Consider the following 23280-nt stretch of genomic DNA (forward strand, 5'->3'; position numbering starts at 1 on the left):
TTGAAGCTTACCGGTACTAATAGTTCGATCGGCTTGATCGTTCTCATTCCTTATGCCCATCACCAGCGCAATCCTTTGGATTGCGCCGAGATGGATGGCACAGAAAACAGCTTCTCGAGCAACGTGCGCTTTGCCGACCTGGTGGTTATGGCGGAGCGGCTGCACCCGATCCCATTCCGAACTCGGCCGTGAAACGCTCCAGCGCTGATGGTACTTCGTCTCAAGACGCGGGAGAGTAGGTCGCTGCCAGGTCTGCAAAACGCACGTTGAAAAAATCTTCTCCTTACAAAACAGGCCCGCCATACGGGAGCCCGGGCCGCGCAAGCGGCCCTTTCAGTTGGCGGAAGCTTGAACCCAGTAAGCCAGCGCTTACTTCTAAGATTGACGCGGGGTGGAGCAGCCCGGTAGCTCGTCAGGCTCATAACCTGAAGGTCACAGGTTCAAATCCTGTCCCCGCAACCAAATCAAAAACGGCCCGCTTCACGCGGGCCGTTTTGCGTTTGCGGCCCGGCACGGTCGAGACCCTGTTCACGCGGCCGGCGCATGAGCGCTGAGCAGGCGTTCCAATTCAACGGTAGAGTCGCGCAGACAGAATCGACAATTTAACCCGCAGCTCATCCCGCAACAATTGCGGTTTGGGCAAGCCCGCCCGTCCGCCGTCCGTCGGCGGTCTCAGAGCTGCGGACCCTTAGTCGAAACCTGCCGCGGTGCTGCCATAAGGGCGTCGCTCAATTCACACGGTTTTCCGACCCCGCCATCAGCGGTATCTCAAGCCCTCGCCGCAATCCCGTCGCAACGACCGACACCCTGAATTTTCCTGCGAGCGCCTTGTCGAAAATGGCGCCGACGATGATATCGGCGTCGGCGTCGACCTCCTCGCGTATGCGGGTGGCAGCTTCGTCGACCTCGAACAGCGTCATATCAGTGCCGCCTGATATCGAGACAAGGACGCCCTTGGCGCCCATCATGGACGCTTCGTCGAGAAGCGGGTTTGCGATTGCCGCCTCGGCCGCCTTCCTGGCGCGGTCCTCCCCGGTGGCTTCGCCGGTGCCCATCATCGCGCGACCCATATCGCGCATCACCGACTTCACATCTGCGAAGTCGAGATTGATCAGCCCTTCCTTGACGATGAGATCGGTGATGCAGCCGACGCCCGCGTAGAGGACGCGGTCCGCCATGGCGAACGCGTCCGCGAACGTCGTCTTGGCATCGGCGATCCTGAAGAGATTCTGGTTCGGGATGACGATGACGGTATCGGCGCTCTCGCGGAGCCGCTCGATGCCCTCATTGGCCGCATGCATTCGACGGTTCCCTTCGAACACGAACGGCTTGGTGACGACGGCCACCGTCAGTATTCCCGCGTTGCGCGCGGCCTGCGCTATGACCGGTGCCGCACCGGTTCCAGTTCCGCCTCCCATGCCTGCGGTCACGAAACACATATGCGTTCCCGCGAGATGGTCCATGATTTCGTCGATCGATTCCACGGCAGCGGCATGGCCAACTTCGGGCAGCGATCCTGCACCCAGGCCCTCCGTCACGTGAGCTCCCAATTGGATCAGCCGCGTTGCCTTCGACATGGTGAGCGCCTGAGCATCGGTGTTGGCAACGATAAATTCGGTGCCCTGCAAGCCTTCGGCGATCATGTTGTTGATGGCATTGCCGCCACCGCCGCCAACTCCGATGACGGATATTTTGGGCCTCATCTCGGAGATTACCGGCCTCGTTGCAGTGTTCATTTGCCGTCTCTCCCGTTGAATGCGCAAGCGCAGGGGTCGGTGGAAGGCTTGTTCCCGACGCACTGCAAGACTTTGGACAGTGAGCGAATCAGGACAGCCCAGCGTGCCTAAGGGAATCAGACGGTTGACTCGGCTGCAAGTGCACTATGCAAACTCGCGCATGTTACGCGCCATTGGTTCGCCGTCAGTGCTTCGAAAGTTGTCTGATGTCAGCGTCTCTGGGTAGGGCCGGGGCGATCTTCCTGTTCTACTTCACGCCGATGCCGGCCGTCAGGCCGCCATCGATCTTGTAGTCCGCACCAGTGCAGAACCCGGCTTTCGACGAACACAGAAAGGCGATGAGTTCCGCCACTTCCTCCGGCTCGCCGATGCGTCCGATGGGGTGGGCTTCGCCGAAGCGCCTGTAGGCCGCCTCGACATCGGCATCGGTGCCATTCTCGCCGCGCGCCGCCTTTTCCAGGATTGGCGAGCGGATCGAGCCAGGGCTGACGGAGTTGACGCGAATGCCGGAGCGTGCGTAGTCGAGCGCCAGAGAGCGCGTCAATGTGTGGATGGCACCCTTGGTCGTGGCATAGGCGGCGACGTTCTGCTGGCAGGCAAAGCCCTGCACCGAAGCCACGTTGACAATGGCGCCGCCGCCCCGCTTGATCATTTCCGGGATGCCGAAATGCGCGGTCAGGTAGATCGAGCCGACATTGACTGACATCGCCTGGTTCCAGGTGTCGAAATCGGTGCTGGTAGCGGTTCCATATGGATGGACCGCCGCGGAATTGACGATGATATCGAGGCCGCCGAACCGCTCGACACCGGCCGCGACCGCGTCGCGAACCTGATCCGGCACCGACACGTCGACGGCCATGACCAGCGCCCCGGCGCGGATCTGTCCAGTTCCGCCGTCATCGCTGCGTTGGCCGCGCGGTCGATGCCGCAAGCGATGATCGCAGCACCCCCTGCCGCAAGACGTCGGGCGGTTGCCAGGCCGATCCCGGTCGTCCCCGTCACCAGAGCGATCTTGCCGTCGAAATCCTTCATTGCGGAAAACTCCTTCATTGGTCGTCGGAAGCCGGCTTTAGTTTGACTTCCATTGTGGCCCAACAATACCTTTCTGTTCTGTTTTTATCGCAAAGGGAAAGTCTCAATGGAACAGTGCTGGCGCTGGTATGGACCGGACGATCCGGTGACGCTCGATCATGTTAAGCAGGCAGCTGCGACAGGCGTGGTGACGGCCCTGCACGACATATATGACGGGCGTGCCTGGCCGCTCGACAGCATTTTGGAGCGCAAGCGGATCATCGAGGCGGCAGGGCTGACCTGGTCGGTCGTCGAGAGCATTCCCGTTCACAACTCGATCAAGATCGGCTCGGCGGAACGGCTTCGCTATGTCGGCTTCTACAAGGACACGATCCGTGCGCTCGCCAAGGCCGGCATTTCGACGATCTGCTACAATTTCATGCCCGTGGTCGACTGGACCCGCACGGATCTGGCCTATCGGCTTCCGACAACGGGTTATGCGCTGCGTTTCGATGCGATCGATTTCGCCGCCTATGACCTGTTTGTGCTGACGCGCAGGAATGCCGAGGCCGGCTACAGCGCCGCCCGTATCGCCGAGGCGGAATCGCGACTGAAGGAACTGAGCGACGAGCAGATCGACAGGATAGAGCGCAATCTCATTGCCGGCCTGCCGGCGACCGAGCGCAGCTATAATCGCGAAAGCTTTCGCGAGGCATTGGCGGAATATGACTCGATCGGGCCGAAGGAGTTGCGCGACAATCTTGCCTGGTTTTTGCGCGAGATCATTCCGGTGGCCGAGCAGGAGGGAGTGCGCATGTGCATCCATCCCGACGACCCGCCGTTCTCGCTCTATGGCTTGCCACGGATCGTTTCGACCGCCGAGGACGCGCGTTTCATCCTTAACGCCGTCGACAGCCCGGCCAATGGGCTGACGTTCTGCACCGGCTCCTATGGCACGCGCGCCGACAACGACATTGTCGGCATGGTCAAGGAATTCGCCGACCGGATCCATTTCGTCCATCTGCGCAATGTAACCATCGAGGATGACGGCTCCTTCTACGAGGCCGAGCATCTGGAGGGCGGCACCGACATGGCGCATGTCATCCTCGCTTTGATGCAGGAAGAGACGCGCCGTCGCAGGGAAGGTCGCGCCGACTGGCGGATTCCGATGCGTCCCGATCATGGCCATTTGCTCGCCGACGATATCGGCAAGACCAAGATCAATCCCGGCTACTCATTGATCGGCCGCCTGAAGGGCCTCGCCGAGCTGCGTGGCATCATGCGCGCCGTGGAGCGTTTTGGGCTGGCCTGAGATCGCCAAACAGGAAGCCCAAACGTAGTTTTCCTATGTGAAAATATCTTGCGCAGGTAAAAATACCTGCTAGTAATCTCGGATCGGGCTAGCGCCCGGTTCGGGAGGAATTTTTCAGGAATGACAAGGCTGCGCGGTCTGGCGTGGGATCATCGACGCTGCTGGGGTCCGCTCGACGCCAGCATCGAGACGTACTGCTCCGACAATCCCGGTCTGGAAATCGAATGGGACCGCCGCAGCCTCTACGAGTTCGGCGAGGGCGTGCTTGGTCCGGTGCTAGGCACCTACGATCTGATCGTATTCGATCATCCCTTTATCGGCGACATCGCCGACGGCGAGTTGATGGTGCCGTTCGACGGCTATTTGTCGGTGGAGCAGCGCCGCTTCTTCGAGCACGACTCGGTCGGCGCGTCCTGGCGATCCTATGCACGGAACGGCCGCCAGTGGGCACTGCCGATCGATGCCGCCTGCCAGGTCGCCTCCTATCGCCCGGATCTCCTGGAGCGCTACGCAGCGGTGCCCACTACTCATGAAGAGGTGCTGGAGCTTGGCCGTCGCGTGCGCAAGGACGGCAAGTGGCTTGGCCTGCCGTTCGTGCCGACGGACGCCATGTGCCTGCTCTTGACGCTCGGCCATCCGCAGGAGAACGGCGAGGAGTTCATTGCAAGGGACAAGGTCGAGCAGGCTGTCGCGCAGTTGCGCCAGCTTGCCGAGCTGTCGCATCCGAGTTCGTCGAAATGGAATCCGATCCGCTGCTATGACCACATGATCGCGCATGACGATGTGGTCTATGTGCCGTTCGCCTTCGGCTATGTGAACTATGCCTCGAACGCCGACAGGCCGTATCTGCGTTTCGCCGACGTGCCGACCCCGCGATCCGCTGGCGCCTTGCTCGGTGGTGCCGGCATCGGGGTCAGCGCCCAATCGAAACACAGGCAGGCCGCCATCGACTACGCGCTTTTCCTATGCTCGCCCGGCTACCAGCGCGGCGACTACGTGAAGTCAGGCGGACAGCCGGAATCGCTGGCGGCGTGGAAGGACGCCGAAGTCAACGATCTTTCCGGCAATTTCTTCAGCTCGACGCTTGCGACGATCGAAGCGTCCTACCTGCGCCCGACACATCCGGGCTTCATCACCTTTTTCCGCGAATGCGCTCCGCATGCGGCCGCTGCCATCGCCGGCGGCATGCCCGCGACCGAACTCGCGGATCGGCTGAACCGCCTCTACCGCGAGACCAGACGAGGCCAACCGGAACGGAGCGTCGCATAATGGCCGCCGACATAGCCCAGATCGTCGAAGAAGGCGAAAGCGGCCGCAACGGCTATCGCGTGCCGGCGGTGGAAAAGGCGCTCGACGCTCTCGAGTTCATGGCGTCCAGTGCCGAGCCGCTGACCCAGACCGAGATCGCCGCCGGCCTGGGGCGCTCCATCCATGAGATATACCGCATCCTGCTTCTGCTGGAGAAGCGCGGCTACATCTTCCGGACGCAATCCGACCGCTTCCGCCTTTCGCTAAAACTGTTCGAGCTGGCGCATATGCATCCGCCGGTAAACCGGTTGGTCGAATGCGCGCTGCCGGTGATGCGCGAGCTCTCGGCCAATACCGATCAAAGCTGCCATCTGGTTGTTCGCGAAGGCGAGAGCGCGCTGGTGGTGTTGCAGATCGATTCGCCTTTGCCGATGCGCTACTCGGTCGCGCTCGGCTCGCATTTCCCGATCCTAGAAACGAGCTCCGGCGCAGTGCTGCTCGCACATTCGAACCAGGCCGAGCGCGACCGCATCGTCGAGCGGATTGTGGCCGCCGGCGAGGGGCAGGGCACGCGGGCGGAAATCGAAGCGCGGCTGAACGAGGTCGCAAGGCTCGGCTATGAGATGCGCCCCTCGCTGGCCGTCGAGGCCTGCACCAACGTCTCAATGCCGGTGCGCGACCACACGGGTGCGGTCATTGCCGCGCTCACAGTCCCGTTCCTGCCGCAGAAAGCCGCTCGCTTCGATCGCGAAACCGTCTTCGAACGGGCGAAAGCGGCAGCCGAGACAATATCGGCGGCGCTGGGCGCGGGTGAAATCATCGCTTCGTCACGTGCCGACCCGGAACGGCGGGACTATCCGTTCAGCAACTAACAAGATGATATCAGGGAGAAGAAGATGAATTGGTCCAAATCAATCCTGTTTGCCTCGGCGGCCGCGCTGGCCCTGAGCGCCGCTGCCGCGCAGGCCGAAAACATGCCGAAGCGCATCGGCTACGTCACCAACTACGCCACCCATGAGTGGTATCAGAATGTCATCAAGGGCATGCAGTCTCGCGCCAAGGAACTCGGCATCGAGCTCGAGGTGCAGGACGCCAATCTCGACATCGCCAAGCAGGTTTCTGCCGCGGAAGACTTCATGGCCAAGGGCGTCGACGTGCTGATTGTCACGCCTGTCAACGAAGAGGGCGTCGTGCCGCTGCTGCGCCAGGCGAAATCCAATGACGTCCCCGTCGTTCTGGAAGGCAATCCGGTCAAGGGCATGACGACCATGGTCGCGATCTGCGACTATGATACCGGCTACACGACTGGCGTCGAAGCAGGCAAATACGCCAAGGAAAAGCTCGGCGGCAAAGCCCAGGTGATGAATGTCGGCCTGCCGCTCCTGTCTGCCACCGTCCTGCGTTCGCAAGGTTTCATGGACGGCCTGAAGACCATCATCCCTGACGCGGTCATGGTCCACGATCTCGACGGCGGCGGCAATCCTGACCGCGCGCTCGAAGTGTCTTCGGCGGCGCTTGCCAAGAACGCCGACATCAACATCATCTATGGCATCAACGATTCCTCGTCGCTGGGCGGCCTGCAGGCCTGGAAAGCGGCCGGCAAGTCGCAGGATAATTTGTTAACGGTCGGCACGGGTGGCGAAGGCCTTGCCTTCATCAATGCGATACAGAACGAGCCGTCCTACCGCATCGAAGCCGCGATGTTCCCGGAAAAGGAAGGCTACACCGCCATCGATGCCGCAGTGAAGCTGTTCAACGGCGAAGAGGTGCCCGAGCACATCGTCAGCCCGACCGCGCCGATGAACGGCGACGATTGGAAGAAGTACTACGATTACGACGGCACTGTCCGGACGATCAAATGGGATGCCGTCAACGCGCTTCAGCCGCCGGAAAAGTGCATGAAAACCTCCGCCGACCTGAAGAAGTAGGATCCCAAAATCGCCCTTCCCGCTCGGCGGGAAGGGCAACTGATCGGATGCCGACGGCAAAACAGGTCAACCGCCCGGTTTAGGCAGGTTTCCAAATAGCGACGGCACCCGATGCCGCCCCGGAAATGAAATGGAAATGAGCGAGCTTACGCAATCTTCCGCGCCAAGGCGTTTCATCGGCGGCCAGCTGCTGGGCAGCAGCCAGCTCGTGCTGGGGATTATCCTGGCCGTGCTTTGCATCGCCATCTCGATCGCAGCGCCACAGTTCTATTCCGAGGCCAATATCATCGCCATCCTGCGCCAATGCGCGCTGGTGCTGATCGTCGCCTCGGGCATGACCATGCTGATCATCACCGCTGAGGTCGATCTCTCGGTCGGAGCGTCGCTCGCCTTTGTCGGCTGTATCGGCATGGCCGTGCTCAACTCGACGCACAGCCTCGTGCTCGGCATGCTGGCGGCGCTCGCCTTTGCCGGCGGGGTCGGCCTGTTCAACGGGCTGGTCGTCACCAGGCTCAAGGTGAATTCGCTGATTGCCACCATCGGCACGATGATGATGCTGCAGGGCGGCGTCTATCTATTCACCCGTGAGGCCGTGCAGAACCATCACCGGCTGGTCAGCTTCACTGATCTCGGTGCCGGCTACATCGGCGCGATCCCGCTGCCCGTCGTCATTGCGGTGGCCATCTTCGCCATCGCAGCCGTGACGCTGCGCTTCACCACGCTTGGCCGTTACCTCTATGCGGTCGGTGCCAATGAGCGTGCGGTTCGTCTTTCCGGTGTGCGCTCGGAGCGTCTGAAACTGTTCGCCTTCGTCGTCACCGGCCTGTGCGTCGGGGTTGCCGGCATGATCCTGGCGTCGCTGATGAATGCGGGTCAGCCGACCGCCGGACGCGGCTTCGAGCTGACGGTGATCGCCGCTGTCATCCTTGGTGGCACCAGCCTGCTTGGCGGGCGCGGCTCGCTGTTCGGCACGTTGCTCGGCGTTCTGGTGCTGAAGGTCATCGACAACGGTATCATCATCCTGGGCTGGAACCAGGACCTGCAGATGGTGGTGCCCGGCGTGGTCATCATTCTGGCAACCTATCTCGACATCATCCGGAACAGAGCCAATGTCCGTTGATTTCCTTCACCCCGGCGAAGGCGCGGCCGTCGACACAAGCGTGCCGGCGCTTGAGATGCGCGGCATCGACAAGCGCTTTCCGGGCGTGGTGGCGCTGGACAATGTCGACCTCACCCTGGAGCCCGGCAAGATCCACGCCTTGATGGGCGAGAACGGCGCCGGCAAGTCGACGCTCATCAAGATCATGGCCGGGGTCTACGGCAAGGATGCCGGCACCATCCGCATGCGCGGACGCGAGCTCGACATCAAGTCGCCGCGCGACAGCCTGAAAGAGGGCATTAAGGTCGTGTTCCAGGAGATCGCGCTGATCTCCGAATTCACCGTGGCCGAGAACATCTTCCTCGAGGGCTATCCGACCGGCAAGGGCGGCTCGATCGACTGGAGGAAAATCCGCGCCGATTCCGCCGCGCTGTTCAACCGCATCGGCTTCAATGTCGATCCGGCGGCGCGGACGGGATCGCTGCCGGTCAGCCAGCAGCAAATGGTCGAGATCGCGCGCGCTCTCGCCCACGAAGCCCGCGTCGTGGTCATGGACGAGCCGACGTCCTCGCTGACGCCAAACGAGATTTCGCTGCTGTTCACCGTCATCCGCCGGCTGGCCGCGCTCGGCATTGCGGTGCTCTATGTCAGCCACAAGCTCGACGAGGTTTTCGAGATCGCCGACACGGTCACTGTTCTGCGCGACGGTCGGCATGTCTCGACCCGACCGATCGGCGATCACACCAATGATACGCTGATCCAGGACATGATCGGCCGTCGCATCGAAAGCCTGTTTCCGCGCAAGCGCGGCGCACCGGGCAGCAAGGTCGCCTTATCCGTGCAAGGGCTCAGCACGGCGAAGAAGCTGAAGGACGTATCGTTCGAAGCGCATGCCGGCGAAGTCCTCGGCTTCTTCGGCTTGATGGGGGCCGGCCGAACCGAACTTGCCAAGGCGGTCGTCGGCTTCGATCCGATCACCTCCGGCACGATTTCCGTCGACGGTCACCGCCTGCTGCCGCACGACACGCATACGGGTGTCCGGCTCGGCATCGGCCTGCTTACCGAAGACCGCAAGAGCGAAGGGCTGATGGGCGAATTGCCGGTTTACCAGAATGCCAGCCTCGCCTCGCTCGGCGCCTTCGCCCGTATGGGCTTCATCGACAAGGCCGGGGAACGCAAGGCGGTGCAGGATTATGTCGACCGCTTCCGCATCAAGACGCCCAGCCTGTTCCAGGAGATCAAGAACCTGTCCGGCGGCAATCAGCAGAAGGTGCTGATCTCGCGCTGGCTGATGCGGGGCCTGAACGTGATCGTCGTCGACGAGCCGACCCGCGGCATCGATGTCGGCGCCAAGTCGGAGATCTTCGCGCTCATCGACCGGCTCGCCGGCGAGGGCCTGGCGGTCGTCATGATGACATCGGAGATGCCCGAGTTGCTGGGCCTTTCCGACCGTGTCGCGGTGATGTGCGAGGGCCGGCTCACCGCGATCATGTCGCGCGACGACGCCACGCAGGAGAAAATCCTCAATGCAGCGATCGGATAAGACGATGACGCTTCGCAGCCGCATTCCCTGGCATTCGGCCGACGCCTTCGATGGTGGCAAGCTATGAGCCTGGCAAGCACAGAGACGATGAGAGCCGGGCCGTCCATGTTGGCGCGGCTCTTCGCGCGGCAGGAATTGGCGTTGCTCTTATGCCTCATCCTGGTCATCGCGTTCTTTTCCTTCACCGCCGAGAATTTCTTCTCCGTGCGCAACATGACCAACGTGCTCGGGCAGGCGTCCCTGGCGCTGACCGCCGGCATCGGCTGCGCCATCGTTTTCATGTCCGGCGAGGTCGACATTTCGATCGGGTCGCTGCTGGCGACCATCGCCCTGCCGCTGATCATCATCATGAACGACACGAACTCCCTGCTGCTCGGCGTTGGCGGTGCGCTGCTGTTCGGGCTGATCATCGGTGTGGTGAATGGCTATCTCACCGCCTATGCCGGGATCAACTCGCTGATCGTGACCCTGGGCACGATGTTCATCATGCGCGGTGGGGTGTATCTTTATACCGGCCAGCGGGCGATCCCCGCCGATGCCGCTCTCGACAGCTTCATCGCGCTGTCGGATGGCCGCCTGTTCAATGTCGTTCCCTATTCGGCGGTGATTGCGATCGTCCTGCTCGCTGCCTTCGCCTACATGATGCGGCACCGGCCGTTCGGACGGCAGATCTATGCTGTCGGTGGCAATCCGGAAGTGGCACGGCTCGCCGGCTATGACGTGCGCCGGGTCAAGTTCATCTGCTTCATCATCAGCGCGATGCTGGCGACGGTTGCCGGCATTATTCTCGCGGCCCGCGTCGGCTCAGCGCAGCATACGGCCGGACTGAACTTCGAGTTCCAGGTCGTTGCCGCCACCGTGCTCGGCGGGGTGAGCCTTGCCGGCGGCATCGGCAGCCTGACAGGCATGGCGCTCGGGGTGCTGATCCTGCAGTTCCTGTCCAACGGGCTGCGCGGACTCGGCCTGCCGACCGAGTGGCAGCTGGTCATCACCGGCATGATCATCATTGCCGCTGTCGCTTTCGACGAAGCGAAGCGCCGGCGCATCATTGGAGGCTGACATGGATCGTCTCAAGGGGAAAAGCGCAATCATCACCGGCGCCGCCGAAGGCATCGGCCATGCGATCGCGGCGGCGATGGCAAGGGAAGGTGCGCATGTCTTCTTGAGCGACATCGCCGACGAGAGCGGGGAACATTTCGCGGCGAAACTGCGCGCGGCTGGCCACGCTGCCGACTACGTGCATTGCGATGTGTCGAAGGAGGCCGACATCGTCAACCTCATCGCTACCGCCGTCGGCAAGACCGGCCACCTCGACGTGATGGTCAACAACGCCGCCATCGCCATCGGCGGCATGCCGGTCCACGAGATGACTGACGAGCAGTGGCACCGGCTGATCGCGGTCAATTTGACCAGCGTCTTTCGCGGCTGCAAATACGCGTTGCCGCACATGATCGCGCAGAAATCGGGGTCGATCATCAACATGGCCTCAGCGCAGGGGCATATCGGGCTCGACGGCTGGACCGCCTATGCCGGCGCCAAGGGCGCGGTGATGGCGATGACGCGCCAGATGGCGGTCGAGTTCGGCCCGCTCAACATCCGCTTCAACTCGATCTCGCCAGGCACCATCAACACGCCGATGAACGACAAGCTAATCAAGGAGATCGGCGGCAATCTCGCCAAGGCGTGGGTGAAGATGCATCCGCTCGGCCGCATCGGCGAGCCTTCCGAAGTGGCGGAAGCCGCCGTCTATCTCGCCTCCGATGCCGCCGGCTTCACTACTGGCACCGACCTGCGCGTCGATGGCGGGCTGACCGCCGCGCCACGCTACGTTCCCGATCTGCTTTGACACACGAAACGAGACATAAAATGAACAAGGCCCTCGAAGGCGTCCGCATCCTCGATTTCAGCCATCTGCTGCAAGGGCCGTTCGCCACGCAGCTGCTCGGCGACATGGGCGCCGACGTCATCAAGATCGAGCGCGCCGGCGCCGGCGATATGTTCCGCAGCATGACCTTCTTCGCCAAATGGGTCGGCGGCTCCGAGAGCCCGAACTTCCTCGCCTGGAACCGCAACAAGCGCTCGATCGCGCTCAATCTGAAGAGCCGCAAGGTGCATGCGATCGTCATGGACATGGCCAAGAAGGCCGACGTCGTCGTGCAGAATTTTCGCCCCGGCGTGCTGGCCAAGCTCGGTTATGGCTACGAGGACTTCAAGGCAGTCAATCCCGGCATCATCTATTGCTCGGGCTCCGGCTATGGTGAGGAAGGCCCTTATGTCGAGCGCCCGGGCCAGGACATGCTGATCCAGGGGCTGTCCGGGCTGATCTCCAACACCGGCCGTGGTGACCAGGCTCCTGTTCCGGCCGGCGCCGGCCTCGCCGACCAGATCGGCGCGATGAACATGGTCTACGGCATATTGTCGGCGCTCTACTATCGCGAGAAAACCGGCAAGGGCCAGAAGATCGAGGTCAATTTGCTGGCCGGGATGCTCGCGCATCTCAACCAGGAGTATGTCGCCGTGCTCAATCTCGGCGAGGATTTCGTGCGGCCCAATTCCGGTATCGGCCATCCCGGCATGCAGGCTCCGTTCGGCATCTACGAAGCGAAGGACGGCGGCCATGTGTCGATCGCCATGAGCCCGTTCAAGACGCTGTATGAGACATTGGAGGCGCCGCAGCTTGCCGTCTACGACGATCTGAAGACGCTGTTCGACAAGCGCGACGAGGTGTTCGAGAAGGTCAACGCCGAGACCAGGAAGTTTGCGACGCAGGACCTGCTGGCGCGGCTGCTTGCAGTCGATATCTGGTGCGCCGAGGTGAAGGATATCCGCCGCGCTGCCGAGGATCCGCAGGTCAAGCACATGGGCATGATCACCAGTTACGATCATCCGCGCGGCGGCAAGGTGAGGGTGGTCGCGCCGGCGGTCAAAATGAGCGAGACCCCCGCAACCATCGAACGGCCCGCCCCGCTGGTCGGCCAGCATGGTCGCGAGATCCTGGCCGAGTTCGGCCTCTCCAAAGACGAGATTGCAGCACTTGAGGCGTCCGGCGACATGACCGTGGACGCTACCTGACGATGCCCGCCTACCAGACGCTTACGGTCGAAATCTCGGGTCGCGTCGCCGTCGTCACTTTTCGGCGCGCCGACCAGCTCAATGCCATGAACCGGCTGATGCAAGGCGAGATCACCGGCGCCTTCGAGGCGCTGTCCGGGGATGACGGTGTCGGTGCGATCGTTGTGACCGGCGAAGGACGCGGCTTCATGGCTGGCGCCGACATCAAGGAATACGCCGCCCAGACGGCTGCCGAGTTCGACGCCTTCCAGGCCGCCGGCACTCGCATGTATGCGGCGATCGAGAATAACCGCAAGCCGGTGATCGCCGCGGTCAATGGCTTCGCGCTGGGCGGCGGCATGGAGCTGGTGCTGTGCTGCGACATCGTGATCGCCAACCAGTTCGCGAAACTCGGCCTGCCGGAGATCAAACTCGGACTGATCCCCGGCGGCGGCGGCACACAGCGCAGCGTCCAAAAACTCGGCCGCAACCGCGCCAATCTCCTGCTGATGACCGGCGCCATCGTGCCGGCTTCCGAATTCATCGACGCTGGACTGGTCAACGAGGTCGTCGACGTCGAAAGGCTGATGCCGCGGGCGCTGGAACTCGCCGAGATGATCGCCGCCGAACCGGCTGCAGCGATCGAGGGACTGAAAGCGTTGACGGCGCATGCCGTATCGGGCGACCTGGCCGATGGCCTCGCCATGGAACGCGACATTCTGGGCGGGCTCTATCGCAGCGAGATCGGCCAGCAGCGAGTGAAGGCGTTCGCCGAGAAAAGCGCGGCGCGGGCGAAGGTAGCGCAATGACCTCCTTGGTCGAGCCGAACCGCCCGCGCTTCACCGATGTCGAAGGGCTGGCTGCTTTGGTTGGAAGTGGCGACGTCTTCGGCGTCGGCGGCCATCATTTCGCCCGGCTGCCGATCGCCTTGCTGCGCGCCATCGCCGGCTCTGATATCAAGGATTTGCGCTACGTCTGCTGGGCCGGTGGGCTGCCGCTCGAACTGCTTCTCGAAGCGGATGCGGTAGCGGAAATCGACCTCTGCTTCTCCAGCCTGGACATTTTTGGCCTTCCGCCGCGTTTCCGCGCGGTTGCCGAGACGAATGCCGTGCCCGTCCGCGATTGGACGGCGCTGGCGATGATCCAGGCGCTGCGGGCGGCGCAGCAAAACCTGCCGTCGATGCCGTTCCAGCTTCCGCAGGGCTCGGACATGCTCGCGCGTGTGCCGGGCGCGCTCGCCGCTCCCGATCCCGTTGCCGGGACCGAGACAGGGTTCATCCCGCCGCTGCGGCTCGATACGTTCGTCGTCCACGCCCAGCGCGCCGACGAGAGCGGCAATGTCCAGATCATCGGGCCTCGGGCGCTGGACTTTGCCATGGCGGGCGCGGCGCGGCAGGTGCTGGTCACGGTCGAGGAGATCGTCCCTGTCGGGGCGCTGCGGCATGACGGCCGCCAGAGCATTCTCACGCGGAACCAGGTTTCGGCCATAGCGCTGGCGCCGAGCGGCGCCTATCCGGCCTCCTGCCTGCCGTTCTATGTGACCGATTATCAAGCGTTGTCGGGGGCGTTCGCAGCCAGGGAAGCACCTTTGGCGGACACTCTGCGCCTGCCTTCCGAAGGCGTGCCGGAGCTGGTTCAGGATGCTGCGAAAATCCGCGCCGAAACGGCCCTCGCAACGCCCGCTCTCGCGCAGGGCGAAAAGAAAGCGTCGATCGACGAGATCATCGCCGCCCGTATCGCCGCCGAGCTCGACAACGACAGCTTTGCCAGTGCCGGCGCGGTGTCGCCGCTGGCCAACGTCGCCTACCGGCTGGCCAAGGCGACCCACGCGCCGGACATGATCATCGCGACGATGAGTTGCGGCCACCTCGATATCGCGCCGAGCCCGATGATACTGTCGCTGATCGAAAGCCTCGATTGCGAGACGGCGGTGGCGCATGCCGGTGGCGACGACACCTACTCGACCTACTATCAGGCCGGCGCGGTGACCCATGAGATCGTCGGGGCCGCGCAAGTCGATCGACGCGGTCGCGTCAACACCATCGCGCTGCGCAAGCGCGATGGCGGCCTCATCCGGCTGCCCGGGCAGGGCGGCATGGCCGATGTCGCCAACATGCATCGCGACTATTTGCTCTACGTTCCCCGCCATTCGGTGCAGTCGCTGGTGGACGACGTCGAGATCGCCAGTTCGGCGCGAGGCTTGCTCACCCAGAATGAACGCGAGCCGATGGGCTATCGGACCGGTGAGGCGCTGGTGTTCACCGATCTTTGCGTCTTTCGGCTCGACCGATCGAGCCGGGAATTGATCGTCATCGAAACCATGCCTGATATCACGCAGCAGCAGATCCGTGATGCCACTGGTTTTCCCGTGTCATTCGATGCCGACTGCCGGCAAATTCCGCTGCCCTCAAACGACACGCTTGATGTCCTGCGAAACAGAATCGATCCCCTCGGTCTGCGCCGCCTGGAATTCGTCAGCGCCAAGGAGCGGGGTGCACTGATAGCCGAGATCCTCGCCGCCGACCGCATCATGGTCGAGCGTTGCATCGCCGCGCAGACCGCAGGAGGCTGAAGCTCCAATGGCAAAGCCGTTGCTTGAAATGGCCGCCGCCCGGGTCTTCTTCGACGGTATCTTCACCAGTCCGCGCGTCGCCCATCCGGAGGGTGTGGCCGTCAACCGCGACGGGTCGATCTGGTGCGGCACCGAAACCGGCGATCTCTTGCGGCTTTCCGCCGATGGTGGCTCGGCCGAACGCATGGGTGGCACGGAAGGTTTTCTGCTCGGCATCGCTTTCGACAGCGCGGGAAACTGTTTCGCCTGCGATCTGAAGCATTCGGCGATCTTTCGCTGGAATGCCGGGACTGGTCTTATGGAGCGCTTCGCCTCGGCTGGCATCCGCGTGCCGAACTATCCGATCGTCGACGAGACACGAGGCTGGCTCTACGTGTCGGACAGCGCAGGCGAAGACAACCGCTCCGGCATCTTCCGCTATGATCTGAAGACCGGTGAAGGCCGCCTGTGGTGTCGCGAACCCATGGCCTTTGCCAACGGCATGACGATGGCGCCGGACGGCAGCGGGCTCTATGTGGTGGAAAGCAATGCGGCGTGCATCAGCTATGTGCCGATCCTGGCTGACGGCGCGGCTGGCGCCAGGCAGATCGTCGTCGATGGCGTCGACAATGTCCCGGACGGATTGGCTTTTGCGCCCGACGGCTCGCTTTTCATCTCATGCTACGAGCCAAGCCGAATCTATCGCTGGCGCCAGGACAGAGGCCTCGAAGTGCTGATCGAGGACCCGGCCGCGACCACACTGGCGCATCCCACCAACATCGCCTTCAAGGGCGATAAACTCTACACGGCCAATTTGGGTCGCTGGCATATTACCGAGATCGACCTGGCCACAATTCCAAACTAGATTTTATTTGAGCATCGGATTTTCCCAAAACCGGTACCCACTTTTGGGTCCGATGCTCGAGCCACGCCTGATGGATGAGGCCGGGGTGGGTGCTAAGGTCGATGGCTTGATGAAACAAGCTCGGCCTTGCGCCGTGACGTCTCCAGCCCGATGGCGATGAAGCGGCGTGCATGCTGAGCCAGCTCCATATTGTCGGTCCACAAATTGCGCCAGATAGCGGTTTTCTTCGACAGGTTCTCGTCGACGATCTCCGACGAGAACGATTCGAAGCTGAGATCGTCGCTGTAGCCGATTGCGGTCAGCGCATCGAAGATCGCGGCAAAGTCGATGTTGCCGGTGCCGAGGAAGCCGCGATGGCTCTCGCCTATATGGACATAGCCGATCTTCTTCGCGGCGTGGCGGATGGCCAGTCCGACATCGGCCTCCTCAATATTCATGTGGAAGGTGTCGAGATGCAGGAAGATATTGTCGGAGCCGGTGTCCTCGATGAAGGCCAAGCCTTGCGCCGCGGTGTTGAGCAGATTGCTCTCGAAGCGATTGACGATCTCGAGGTTGAGCGTGACGCCGGCGGCCTTAGCGGTCTCCGCGACCTTGGCGAGCGTTCCGGCGCTGCGGTTCCATTGATCGCGCGTCGGCGCCTGCGTCTGCAATCCATGGCCCGTGCTGAGGATGCCGGCGACCTTCTGGCCACCCAGATCGCGGGTCAGCGAAATGGTATCATTGAGGATTTCGACGCCGCGCGCGGCAATCGTCTTGTCGGCGCTCGAAATGTCGCCGTCGGCCGGCAGTCCGATGCTGATCGCCACGCCGAGATCGAGGTCGGCGATGCGCTTGGCCAGCCCGCCAATGTCGACATTGGCAGGGTCGAGATAGGAGAATTCGATCAGGTCGAAGCCGGCCTCTTTGGTGTTGGCCAGCGTCCGTTCGAGGTCGCCTTGCGCCGAGCTTGCCGACCAGACGAAAGAATGGATTCCAATGCGCGACATAATCGTCTCCGGTTGCGCGGGAGCATCGGACCCAAAAGTGGAAACCGGTTTTGGGAGAATCCGATGCTCAAACAAAAAAACGGCGCGGCCGGTCATCCCGGCCGCACCAGCCTTGGGAGGCTTAGCGGGCTGCGGTCCAGCCCTTGTAGTCCTTCAGGTTCTCGGCCGTGATCAGCTGCGGGTCGAGCAGCACCGTCGCCTCGGCCGGCTTTTTGCCGGCGAGCACTTCAGCCGCCATCTGCAGCGATTGGCCAGCCATCACATAGGGGTCCTGCGAGGCCGAGGCCTTGATCATCGATGTGCCGGACGAGAGTTCCTTCTCGATATCGGGCGCGCCGTCGACCGCGGTGAAGATGAACTCCGAGCGGTTGAGCTGCTTGGCCGCAAGCTGGGCGCCGATCGCCGTCGGATCGTTGATGGCGAACACCGCGTCGATCTTGTCGAAGCGGGTCAGCAGCGACTGGAACACCTTCAGGCCGCCGTCGCGCGAGCCTTCGGCATTCTGGTCGTCGGAGAGGATCTTGATATCCGGGTGCTTCGCAAGCACGTCCTTGCAGCCCTTCACCCGCTCCAGGATCGACGACGATGCCGGGCCATTCAGGATGACATAGTCGCCCTTGCCGCCGGTATGGTCGACCAGATACTGGCAGGCCGCTTCGCCGGCCTTGACGTTGTTGGTCATCACGGTGACGTCGGCGCCCGGCGCCGAAACGTCGAACGCGGCAACCACGATGCCCGCCGCCTGCGCCTTCTTCACCGCCGGCGCGATCGCCTTGGCATCGACGGCGTTGAGCATGATCACGTCGACGCCGGCCGCTATGAACGAGTCGACCTGCGAGACCTGCTTGTTGAGGTCGTAGTCGGCCGACACCGACGTCACCTCGACGTTGGGGTTGATCTTCTTGGCCGCGTCTTCGATGCCCTTGATGGTTGCGACGAAGAACGGGTTGCCGAGCAGGCCGACCGAGATGCCGACCTTGTTCAGATCCTTGGCCGAAGCCGGTGCGATGGCGACGGCCGTAAGGGCAACGCCGCAGAGCAGTTTAGCGATGGTCTTCATTCTTTTCCTCCTGATGCCCCGCGCCTCTCACGGTGCGTTACATGAAACCGGTCGTTGACGCCGGCGACTAAGGTCAATCACGTTCTTGCTCCTGCCTGGAGCCTGTAGCGGTCGAGGGCGACCGCCACGATGATGACCAATCCCTTGATGATGTACTGCCAGATGTCCGAAACACCGGCCAAGATGAGCCCGTTGGAGAGCACCGCGATGATCAGGCCGCCGATCAGCGTGCCCCAGATCGAGCCGACGCCGCCGACGAAGCTGGTGCCGCCGAGAATGACCGCGGCGATGGCGTCGAGTTCGTACGACTGCCCAAGCTGCAGCCCATTGGCCGCGTAGAGCCGGGCCGCCGACATGGCGCCGCCAAGGCCGGCCAGGAGACCGGACACGCCATAGACGAAGAGCAGCACGAGCGGCACCTTGATGCCGGTGAGGCGGGCGGCCTCGGCATTGCCGCCGACGGCATAGATCCAGGTGCCGAGCACGGTGCGCTTGAGCACCAGCCAGGACAGCACCACGACCGACAGAGCGATGATGACGAGCCAGGGGATGCCGAACAGCGAACCGTTGCCGATGAAGTCGAACGGCAGGTCCGAGTTGAACACCGTGGTGTCCTGGCCGAGCAGGCGGGCGACGCCGCGCACGGCTGTCAGCGAACCCAGCGTGACGATAAAGGGCGGCAGCTTGATGTAGGCGACGAGCAGCCCGTTGATGACGCCGAAGCCGAGGCCGACCAGAATGGCCGCCGGCACGCCGAGCATGCCCCATTCCGGCACCAGCGACACCATCACCGCCACCATCGCCGAGGCGGCAAGGATGGCGCCGACGGACAGGTCGATGCCGCCGGTCAGGATAACGAAGGTCATGCCGGCCGCAAGCACGATGTTGATCGACGACTGCTGGGTGACGATCAGCAGGTTGGTCTCGGTGAGGAAGCGCGGGTTCATGAACTGGAAGCCGGCCGCCAAAAGGATCAGAACCGGCAGCATGCCAAGGGCGGCGAAGGCGGTGCGTAGCCGCCGGCTCCTGCCGACAGCCTGGTCGCCAGCGCTCATCTCGGTTGCCTTGTCGGTCATCGCTTGGCCGCTCCCGTTGCAAGTTCCATGATTGCTTCCTGACTGAGCGGCTGGCCTTCGGATGACGTCACCTCGCCAGCGATGGTGCCGTCGCGCATCACCAGCACGCGGTCGGCGACGCCGATCACCTCCGGCAGTTCGCTGGAGATCATCAGGATGGCGATGCCCTTCTTGGCGAGATCGTCGATCAGCCGGTAGATTTCCGACTTCGCCCCGACATCGACGCCGCGGGTCGGCTCGTCGAGGACGAGGACCCGCGGCTCGGTCTCGAGCAGGCGGGCCAGCAGCACCTTCTGCTGGTTTCCGCCCGACAGCGAGCCGGCATTGGCCTGCACCGACCGGGTGCGGATGGACAGGTCGGAAACGGCCTTGGCAGCGCGCCTCTCGGCCGTCGCGAAGTCGCGCAAGCCTCCGGCCCGCGCGTCCCTTGCGAGCACGCCCATGCTGATATTGTCGGAAATCGACATGTCTAGGAACAGGCCGAGCTCCTTGCGGTCTTCGGTGAGATAGGCAATGCCGGCATCCAGCGCCTCGCGCGGCGAGCCGATGGCTATCGGTTTTCCGTCGAGCTCCAGCGTGCCTGATGTGTGCTTATCGGCGCCGAAGATCAGCCGCGCGAGCTCGGTGCGGCCCGAGCCGACCAGGCCCGCCAGCGCCAGCACCTCGCCCTTGTGCAGGTCGAAGGAACAGTCCTTCAAAAGATTGCCGTCCGACATGCCCTGCACTGATAGCGCGATCGCGCGCTTGCTGTCCGGCGGGCGGTGATCCTTCTTGTAGAAGGCGGATAGGTCGCGGCCAACCATCATCGAGACGAGGCGCGAGGCGTTCAGATCGGCGCGATCGAGCGTGCCGACATAGCCGCTGTCGCGCAGCACGCTGACGCGGTCGGCAAGCTGGTAGACCTCTTCCATGCGGTGGCTGATGTAGATGATGGCGATGCCTTGCGACTTCAGCGTTGCAATGACCTCGAACAGCCTGTCCGTCTCGCGCGAGGTCAGCGAGGTGGTCGGCTCGTCCATGACGATGATGCGCGCGCTGGTCGACAGCGCGCGGGCGATCTCGACCATCTGGCGCTCGCCGAGCGACAGGCTGGAGACAAGCGCGCGCGCCGAGAAGGAGACGCCGAGCCGCGCGATGATTTCCTTGGCGCGCCGATTGCACTGGTCGCGGTCGACGATGCCGAACCGTCTCGGCTCGTTGCCGAGGAAGATGTTCTGCGCGACCGTCAGGTTGGGCGCCAGCGACAGCTCCTGATAGATGACGGCAATGCCGTTGGCGCGTGCCTTGATCGGGTCGCCGGTGGCGACCGGCGCGCCGTCGATCAAGATATCGCCGCCGGGGTCCGGCCGGTAGGCGCCGGATAGCACCTTCATCAGCGTCGACTTGCCGGCGCCGTTTTCGCCCATCAGCGCGTGCAGTTCGCCGGCGTGAGCGGTCAGCGACACATCCTGCAAGGCGCGGATCGGACCGAACGTCTTCGAGATATGCCGCATCTCCAGCACCGGCTGGCTCACTGTTTCGATCCGGGCCGCGGCGGTCATCGTGCACCTCCCGCTGCAGCATCAGCGACGCCTCGGTCGGTGGCGAGACTACGCCAGCTGTCGCGATAGCCGGCAAGCCCGGCGAAGCTTGATGCACGGACAGGCTCCGGCGCCTCGGCGGCGAACTCGCGTCCAACACTCTCGAACGCAAGAGCCGCCGCTCCGGTGGCGCTGCCCTCCAGCGTGGCGCCCTGCATGAAGGCCTGGCCGGGACGCAGCTGCGCCAGCAGGCTGGCGAGCAGGCCACCACTGTTCAGCCCGCCATCGACGATCACGGTGTTGTTCGAATGGATCAGGTCGAGACACAGATCGACCATTAGCGCGACATAGAGCAGCGCCACGGCCGCGCGCTCCTCCGCGTTGGGTGTGCGCCCGACCAGTTCGCCGGGATGGCCAGGCATCGGCCCACCTGGCGCGAAGCTGGGCAGCGCCATGATGCCGGCGTCGATCACCTGCTGTACCGAGGAGCGATCGATTGCGCCTTGCCAGCCCTCGCTGATGACAGCGAATTCGCGCCCGCCCATGAAGCGGACGGTCGGCACCGGGCCACCGTCGACATCGACATTGACCAGCATGTCGCGGTCGCGATCGAGCGCGTCGAGCGGGCAGTCCGGGTTGAGCACGACGACCCAGGTGCCGGTCGAGACGACAGTGACCGGGCCAAGCTCCTGCCGGCGATAGGCATAGAGCGCCGCATTGCTGTCATGGACACCGTTGTGGATGGCGATCGGCCGCGCCTTATCGCCGAAGCGCTGCTCGCCGATGACCGCGCCGGCACGCTCGAAGGCGGGCATCTTGCCGCGCCATCCCTCTGCGTCGACCAGCGAGGAGAAATCGCGCTTGCGCGGCGCCCACAGATGCGAGTGACAGCCCAGATACGACACTTCCGAGGCCGCCCGGCCGCCAAAGCGCCAGCTCCAGTACTGCGGATAGCCGAGGATCGACTTTGCCGCAGCGAACGCGCCGGGTTGCACCGCCTTCAGCCACAGCATGTGGCGACCATAGTTGAAGCCGAGCGGCAGATGCGGCGAGAAGGTCTCGGCAAAATCCGGAATGCGGCGATCGATCTGCGCGGCAATCTCGGCCGGCGGCTCCTGCTCGTAGTCGAGGATCGGATGCGTCAGCGCCGCATCGTCGACCAACGCAAAGGTGCAGCCATGGCCCGAAACCATCAAGCCCTCTATGCCATGATTGTCGACCGCGTCGTCGACGGCGCGAGCCGCCCAATCGTGAAGCGCTGGCTCGTCGAGCACGCTGAAGCCGCCTTTGCGTGTCCAGTTCGGCTGGGTCCGACGCTCGTCGAGGATCCGCCCGTCCTGATCGAAGACGAACAGCTTCGAGTTGGTCTTGCCGAAGTCGAGGACAGCCACCTTCATTGGATGGCTCCCGAGGCAGAGGCGATCCGCACCATGACGCCGGCGTCTTCCAGCATGCGCGCGTCAGCGTCGGACAGGTCTTCATCGGTGACCAGAGTGCCGATGCGGGACAAGGGCAGCGCGACGTTGCGCGCGTGGATCGACAGTTTGCGGCTGTCGGCCAGCACCACGATCTGGTCGGCGCATAGGCTGAGTTCGACGATGGAGCGGACCAGCAGCGGATGCGATTCCAGCAGGCCCTCCTGGCCGATGCCTTGCGCGCCGAGAAAAAACTTCGACGCATAGAACGGCACGGCTTGGGTGAGCGAATGGATGATGCCAGGCTCACGGTGCAGTTCGCCGCCGGCAATGGTTAAGCTGCAATGGCCGTGGTCGCTCAAATAGGCGATGAGGGGCATGGAGTTGGTGTAGAGCCGGATGTTGCGGTCGGCGAGCTTGGCGCCGAGATGGAAACAGGTCGAACCGCCATGCACGATGACGGCATCGCCATCGCGCACCATGGTCGCCGCGAGAGCGGCGATCTGCCGCTTGGCCTCGACCGCGAGATCGCGGTTTTCGTCATAGGGTCTGGCATAGGCGACGCCGGCTTGAGAAGCGCCATCGAGCGCCGAGATGCCGCCATAAACCTTCCGTGCTTCACCGGCCTCATCGATCTTGTCGATGTCGCGCCGCACCGTCGCAGCCGACACGCCGAGCCGCTCCTGCAGCTCGCGCACCGAGGCGAAGGGGCGATCCCGCAACAACTCGACGATCTGACGCTGGCGGCCGGAGTCGCTCAACGGATACCTCCCGAAAATGCCATTTTGCCACGGCAATTGGTGCAACTTACTCAACACACATCGGATTGCAAGCTCGATTTGACGAGATAAGATCACTATTGACGTAACTTACTCGCAT

General features: G+C 63.2%; 19 protein-coding genes, 1 tRNA gene, 1 rRNA gene and 1 pseudogene. 14 read left to right on the top strand and 8 right to left on the bottom strand.

Annotated elements, in window-relative coordinates; all coding sequences use genetic code 11:
* Window positions 1–137: 137 nt before the first annotated feature.
* Window positions 138–252, top strand: a 5S ribosomal RNA gene (rrf, locus tag CIT25_RS27140).
* Between the two features lie 133 nt (window positions 253–385).
* A tRNA-Met gene (locus tag CIT25_RS27145) sits at window positions 386–462 on the top strand.
* Window positions 463–728: 266 nt separating this feature from the next.
* Here CIT25_RS27145 and ftsZ read toward each other — a convergent pair.
* The gene (gene ftsZ / locus CIT25_RS27150; RefSeq protein ID WP_095488178.1) at window positions 729–1736 is read right to left on the bottom strand and encodes a cell division protein FtsZ; all 1008 of its coding nucleotides are present in this window, start codon (window positions 1734–1736) and stop codon (window positions 729–731) included.
* A gap of 247 nt (window positions 1737–1983) precedes the next feature.
* Window positions 1984–2768 (bottom strand): annotated as a pseudogene (locus CIT25_RS27155) (SDR family NAD(P)-dependent oxidoreductase).
* Window positions 2769–2874: 106 nt separating this feature from the next.
* Here CIT25_RS27155 and uxuA point away from each other — a divergent pair.
* From uxuA to CIT25_RS27215, 12 genes are all read left to right on the top strand, one after another.
* A complete protein-coding gene (gene uxuA, locus CIT25_RS27160) occupies window positions 2875–4059 on the top strand; it encodes a mannonate dehydratase (RefSeq protein ID WP_095488180.1) in 1185 nt (394 codons plus the stop codon).
* Between the two features lie 120 nt (window positions 4060–4179).
* Window positions 4180–5328 (top strand): ABC transporter substrate-binding protein, encoded by a 1149-nt coding sequence (locus tag CIT25_RS27165; RefSeq protein ID WP_095488181.1) that lies wholly within the window; start codon window positions 4180–4182, stop codon window positions 5326–5328.
* Entirely contained in the window at window positions 5328–6179 is an 852-nt protein-coding gene (locus CIT25_RS27170; protein ID WP_095488183.1) for an IclR family transcriptional regulator, read from the top strand. The genes CIT25_RS27165 and CIT25_RS27170 overlap by 1 nt, the downstream gene beginning before the upstream one ends.
* A gap of 24 nt (window positions 6180–6203) precedes the next feature.
* Window positions 6204–7235 carry a sugar ABC transporter substrate-binding protein gene (locus tag CIT25_RS27175; protein ID WP_095488185.1) on the top strand — a complete coding sequence of 344 codons (1032 nt, stop codon included), beginning with the start codon at window positions 6204–6206 and terminating at the stop codon, window positions 7233–7235.
* A 136-nt stretch (window positions 7236–7371) separates the two neighbouring features.
* Entirely contained in the window at window positions 7372–8355 is a 984-nt protein-coding gene (locus CIT25_RS27180) for an ABC transporter permease (RefSeq protein ID WP_095488464.1), read from the top strand.
* On the top strand, window positions 8345–9877 hold the full coding sequence (locus tag CIT25_RS27185) for a sugar ABC transporter ATP-binding protein (protein WP_095488187.1): 1533 nt from the start codon (window positions 8345–8347) through the stop codon (window positions 9875–9877). Before CIT25_RS27180 ends, CIT25_RS27185 begins: the two co-directional genes overlap by 11 nt.
* A 105-nt stretch (window positions 9878–9982) precedes the next feature.
* A complete protein-coding gene (locus CIT25_RS27190; RefSeq protein ID WP_245330006.1) occupies window positions 9983–10936 on the top strand; it encodes an ABC transporter permease in 954 nt (317 codons plus the stop codon).
* Between the two features lies 1 nt (window position 10937).
* Window positions 10938–11723 carry an SDR family NAD(P)-dependent oxidoreductase gene (locus CIT25_RS27195; protein WP_095488191.1) on the top strand — a complete coding sequence of 262 codons (786 nt, stop codon included), beginning with the start codon at window positions 10938–10940 and terminating at the stop codon, window positions 11721–11723.
* A 20-nt stretch (window positions 11724–11743) separates the two neighbouring features.
* On the top strand, window positions 11744–12949 hold the full coding sequence (locus CIT25_RS27200) for a CaiB/BaiF CoA transferase family protein (protein WP_095488193.1): 1206 nt from the start codon (window positions 11744–11746) through the stop codon (window positions 12947–12949).
* Window positions 12950–12951: 2 nt separating this feature from the next.
* Window positions 12952–13737: an enoyl-CoA hydratase/isomerase family protein gene (locus tag CIT25_RS27205; RefSeq protein WP_095488195.1), complete on the top strand. Its 786-nt coding sequence runs from the start codon at window positions 12952–12954 to the stop codon at window positions 13735–13737.
* Entirely contained in the window at window positions 13734–15500 is a 1767-nt protein-coding gene (locus CIT25_RS27210) for a CoA-transferase (RefSeq protein WP_095488197.1), read from the top strand. The genes CIT25_RS27205 and CIT25_RS27210 overlap by 4 nt, the downstream gene beginning before the upstream one ends.
* A 7-nt stretch (window positions 15501–15507) precedes the next feature.
* Entirely contained in the window at window positions 15508–16344 is an 837-nt protein-coding gene (locus CIT25_RS27215) for an SMP-30/gluconolactonase/LRE family protein (protein ID WP_095488199.1), read from the top strand.
* A gap of 92 nt (window positions 16345–16436) precedes the next feature.
* Here CIT25_RS27215 and CIT25_RS27220 read toward each other — a convergent pair whose 3' ends face one another.
* The 6 genes from CIT25_RS27220 to CIT25_RS27245 form a co-directional block, all read right to left on the bottom strand.
* Window positions 16437–17330 (bottom strand): sugar phosphate isomerase/epimerase family protein, encoded by an 894-nt coding sequence (locus CIT25_RS27220; protein ID WP_095488201.1) that lies wholly within the window; start codon window positions 17328–17330, stop codon window positions 16437–16439.
* Between the two features lie 121 nt (window positions 17331–17451).
* Window positions 17452–18390: an ABC transporter substrate-binding protein gene (locus CIT25_RS27225; protein ID WP_095488203.1), complete on the bottom strand. Its 939-nt coding sequence runs from the start codon at window positions 18388–18390 to the stop codon at window positions 17452–17454.
* A gap of 77 nt (window positions 18391–18467) precedes the next feature.
* A complete protein-coding gene (locus CIT25_RS27230) occupies window positions 18468–19466 on the bottom strand; it encodes an ABC transporter permease subunit (RefSeq protein WP_095488204.1) in 999 nt (332 codons plus the stop codon).
* On the bottom strand, window positions 19463–21007 hold the full coding sequence (locus tag CIT25_RS27235) for a sugar ABC transporter ATP-binding protein (protein WP_095488205.1): 1545 nt from the start codon (window positions 21005–21007) through the stop codon (window positions 19463–19465). Before CIT25_RS27235 ends, CIT25_RS27230 begins: the two co-directional genes overlap by 4 nt.
* On the bottom strand, window positions 21004–22383 hold the full coding sequence (locus CIT25_RS27240; protein WP_095488207.1) for an FGGY-family carbohydrate kinase: 1380 nt from the start codon (window positions 22381–22383) through the stop codon (window positions 21004–21006). The genes CIT25_RS27235 and CIT25_RS27240 overlap by 4 nt, the downstream gene beginning before the upstream one ends.
* A complete protein-coding gene (locus CIT25_RS27245; RefSeq protein ID WP_095488209.1) occupies window positions 22380–23162 on the bottom strand; it encodes a DeoR/GlpR family DNA-binding transcription regulator in 783 nt (260 codons plus the stop codon). The genes CIT25_RS27240 and CIT25_RS27245 overlap by 4 nt, the downstream gene beginning before the upstream one ends.
* Window positions 23163–23280: the final 118 nt, after the last annotated feature.

Source organism: Mesorhizobium mediterraneum (assembly GCF_002284565.1).
Classification (GTDB): Bacteria; Pseudomonadota; Alphaproteobacteria; order Rhizobiales; family Rhizobiaceae; genus Mesorhizobium; species Mesorhizobium mediterraneum.

Coding starts and splice junctions, on each gene's coding strand:
- ftsZ (WP_095488178.1), bottom strand. CDS start 1,736: ATGAACACTGCAACGAGGCCGGTAATCTCCGAGATGAGGCCCAAAATA.
- uxuA (WP_095488180.1), top strand. CDS start 2,875: ATGGAACAGTGCTGGCGCTGGTATGGACCGGACGATCCGGTGACGCTC.
- CIT25_RS27165 (WP_095488181.1), top strand. CDS start 4,180: ATGACAAGGCTGCGCGGTCTGGCGTGGGATCATCGACGCTGCTGGGGT.
- CIT25_RS27170 (WP_095488183.1), top strand. CDS start 5,328: ATGGCCGCCGACATAGCCCAGATCGTCGAAGAAGGCGAAAGCGGCCGC.
- CIT25_RS27175 (WP_095488185.1), top strand. CDS start 6,204: ATGAATTGGTCCAAATCAATCCTGTTTGCCTCGGCGGCCGCGCTGGCC.
- CIT25_RS27180 (WP_095488464.1), top strand. CDS start 7,372: ATGAGCGAGCTTACGCAATCTTCCGCGCCAAGGCGTTTCATCGGCGGC.
- CIT25_RS27185 (WP_095488187.1), top strand. CDS start 8,345: ATGTCCGTTGATTTCCTTCACCCCGGCGAAGGCGCGGCCGTCGACACA.
- CIT25_RS27190 (WP_245330006.1), top strand. CDS start 9,983: ATGTTGGCGCGGCTCTTCGCGCGGCAGGAATTGGCGTTGCTCTTATGC.
- CIT25_RS27195 (WP_095488191.1), top strand. CDS start 10,938: ATGGATCGTCTCAAGGGGAAAAGCGCAATCATCACCGGCGCCGCCGAA.
- CIT25_RS27200 (WP_095488193.1), top strand. CDS start 11,744: ATGAACAAGGCCCTCGAAGGCGTCCGCATCCTCGATTTCAGCCATCTG.
- CIT25_RS27205 (WP_095488195.1), top strand. CDS start 12,952: ATGCCCGCCTACCAGACGCTTACGGTCGAAATCTCGGGTCGCGTCGCC.
- CIT25_RS27210 (WP_095488197.1), top strand. CDS start 13,734: ATGACCTCCTTGGTCGAGCCGAACCGCCCGCGCTTCACCGATGTCGAA.
- CIT25_RS27215 (WP_095488199.1), top strand. CDS start 15,508: ATGGCAAAGCCGTTGCTTGAAATGGCCGCCGCCCGGGTCTTCTTCGAC.
- CIT25_RS27220 (WP_095488201.1), bottom strand. CDS start 17,330: ATGTCGCGCATTGGAATCCATTCTTTCGTCTGGTCGGCAAGCTCGGCG.
- CIT25_RS27225 (WP_095488203.1), bottom strand. CDS start 18,390: ATGAAGACCATCGCTAAACTGCTCTGCGGCGTTGCCCTTACGGCCGTC.
- CIT25_RS27230 (WP_095488204.1), bottom strand. CDS start 19,466: ATGACCGACAAGGCAACCGAGATGAGCGCTGGCGACCAGGCTGTCGGC.
- CIT25_RS27235 (WP_095488205.1), bottom strand. CDS start 21,007: ATGACCGCCGCGGCCCGGATCGAAACAGTGAGCCAGCCGGTGCTGGAG.
- CIT25_RS27240 (WP_095488207.1), bottom strand. CDS start 22,383: ATGAAGGTGGCTGTCCTCGACTTCGGCAAGACCAACTCGAAGCTGTTC.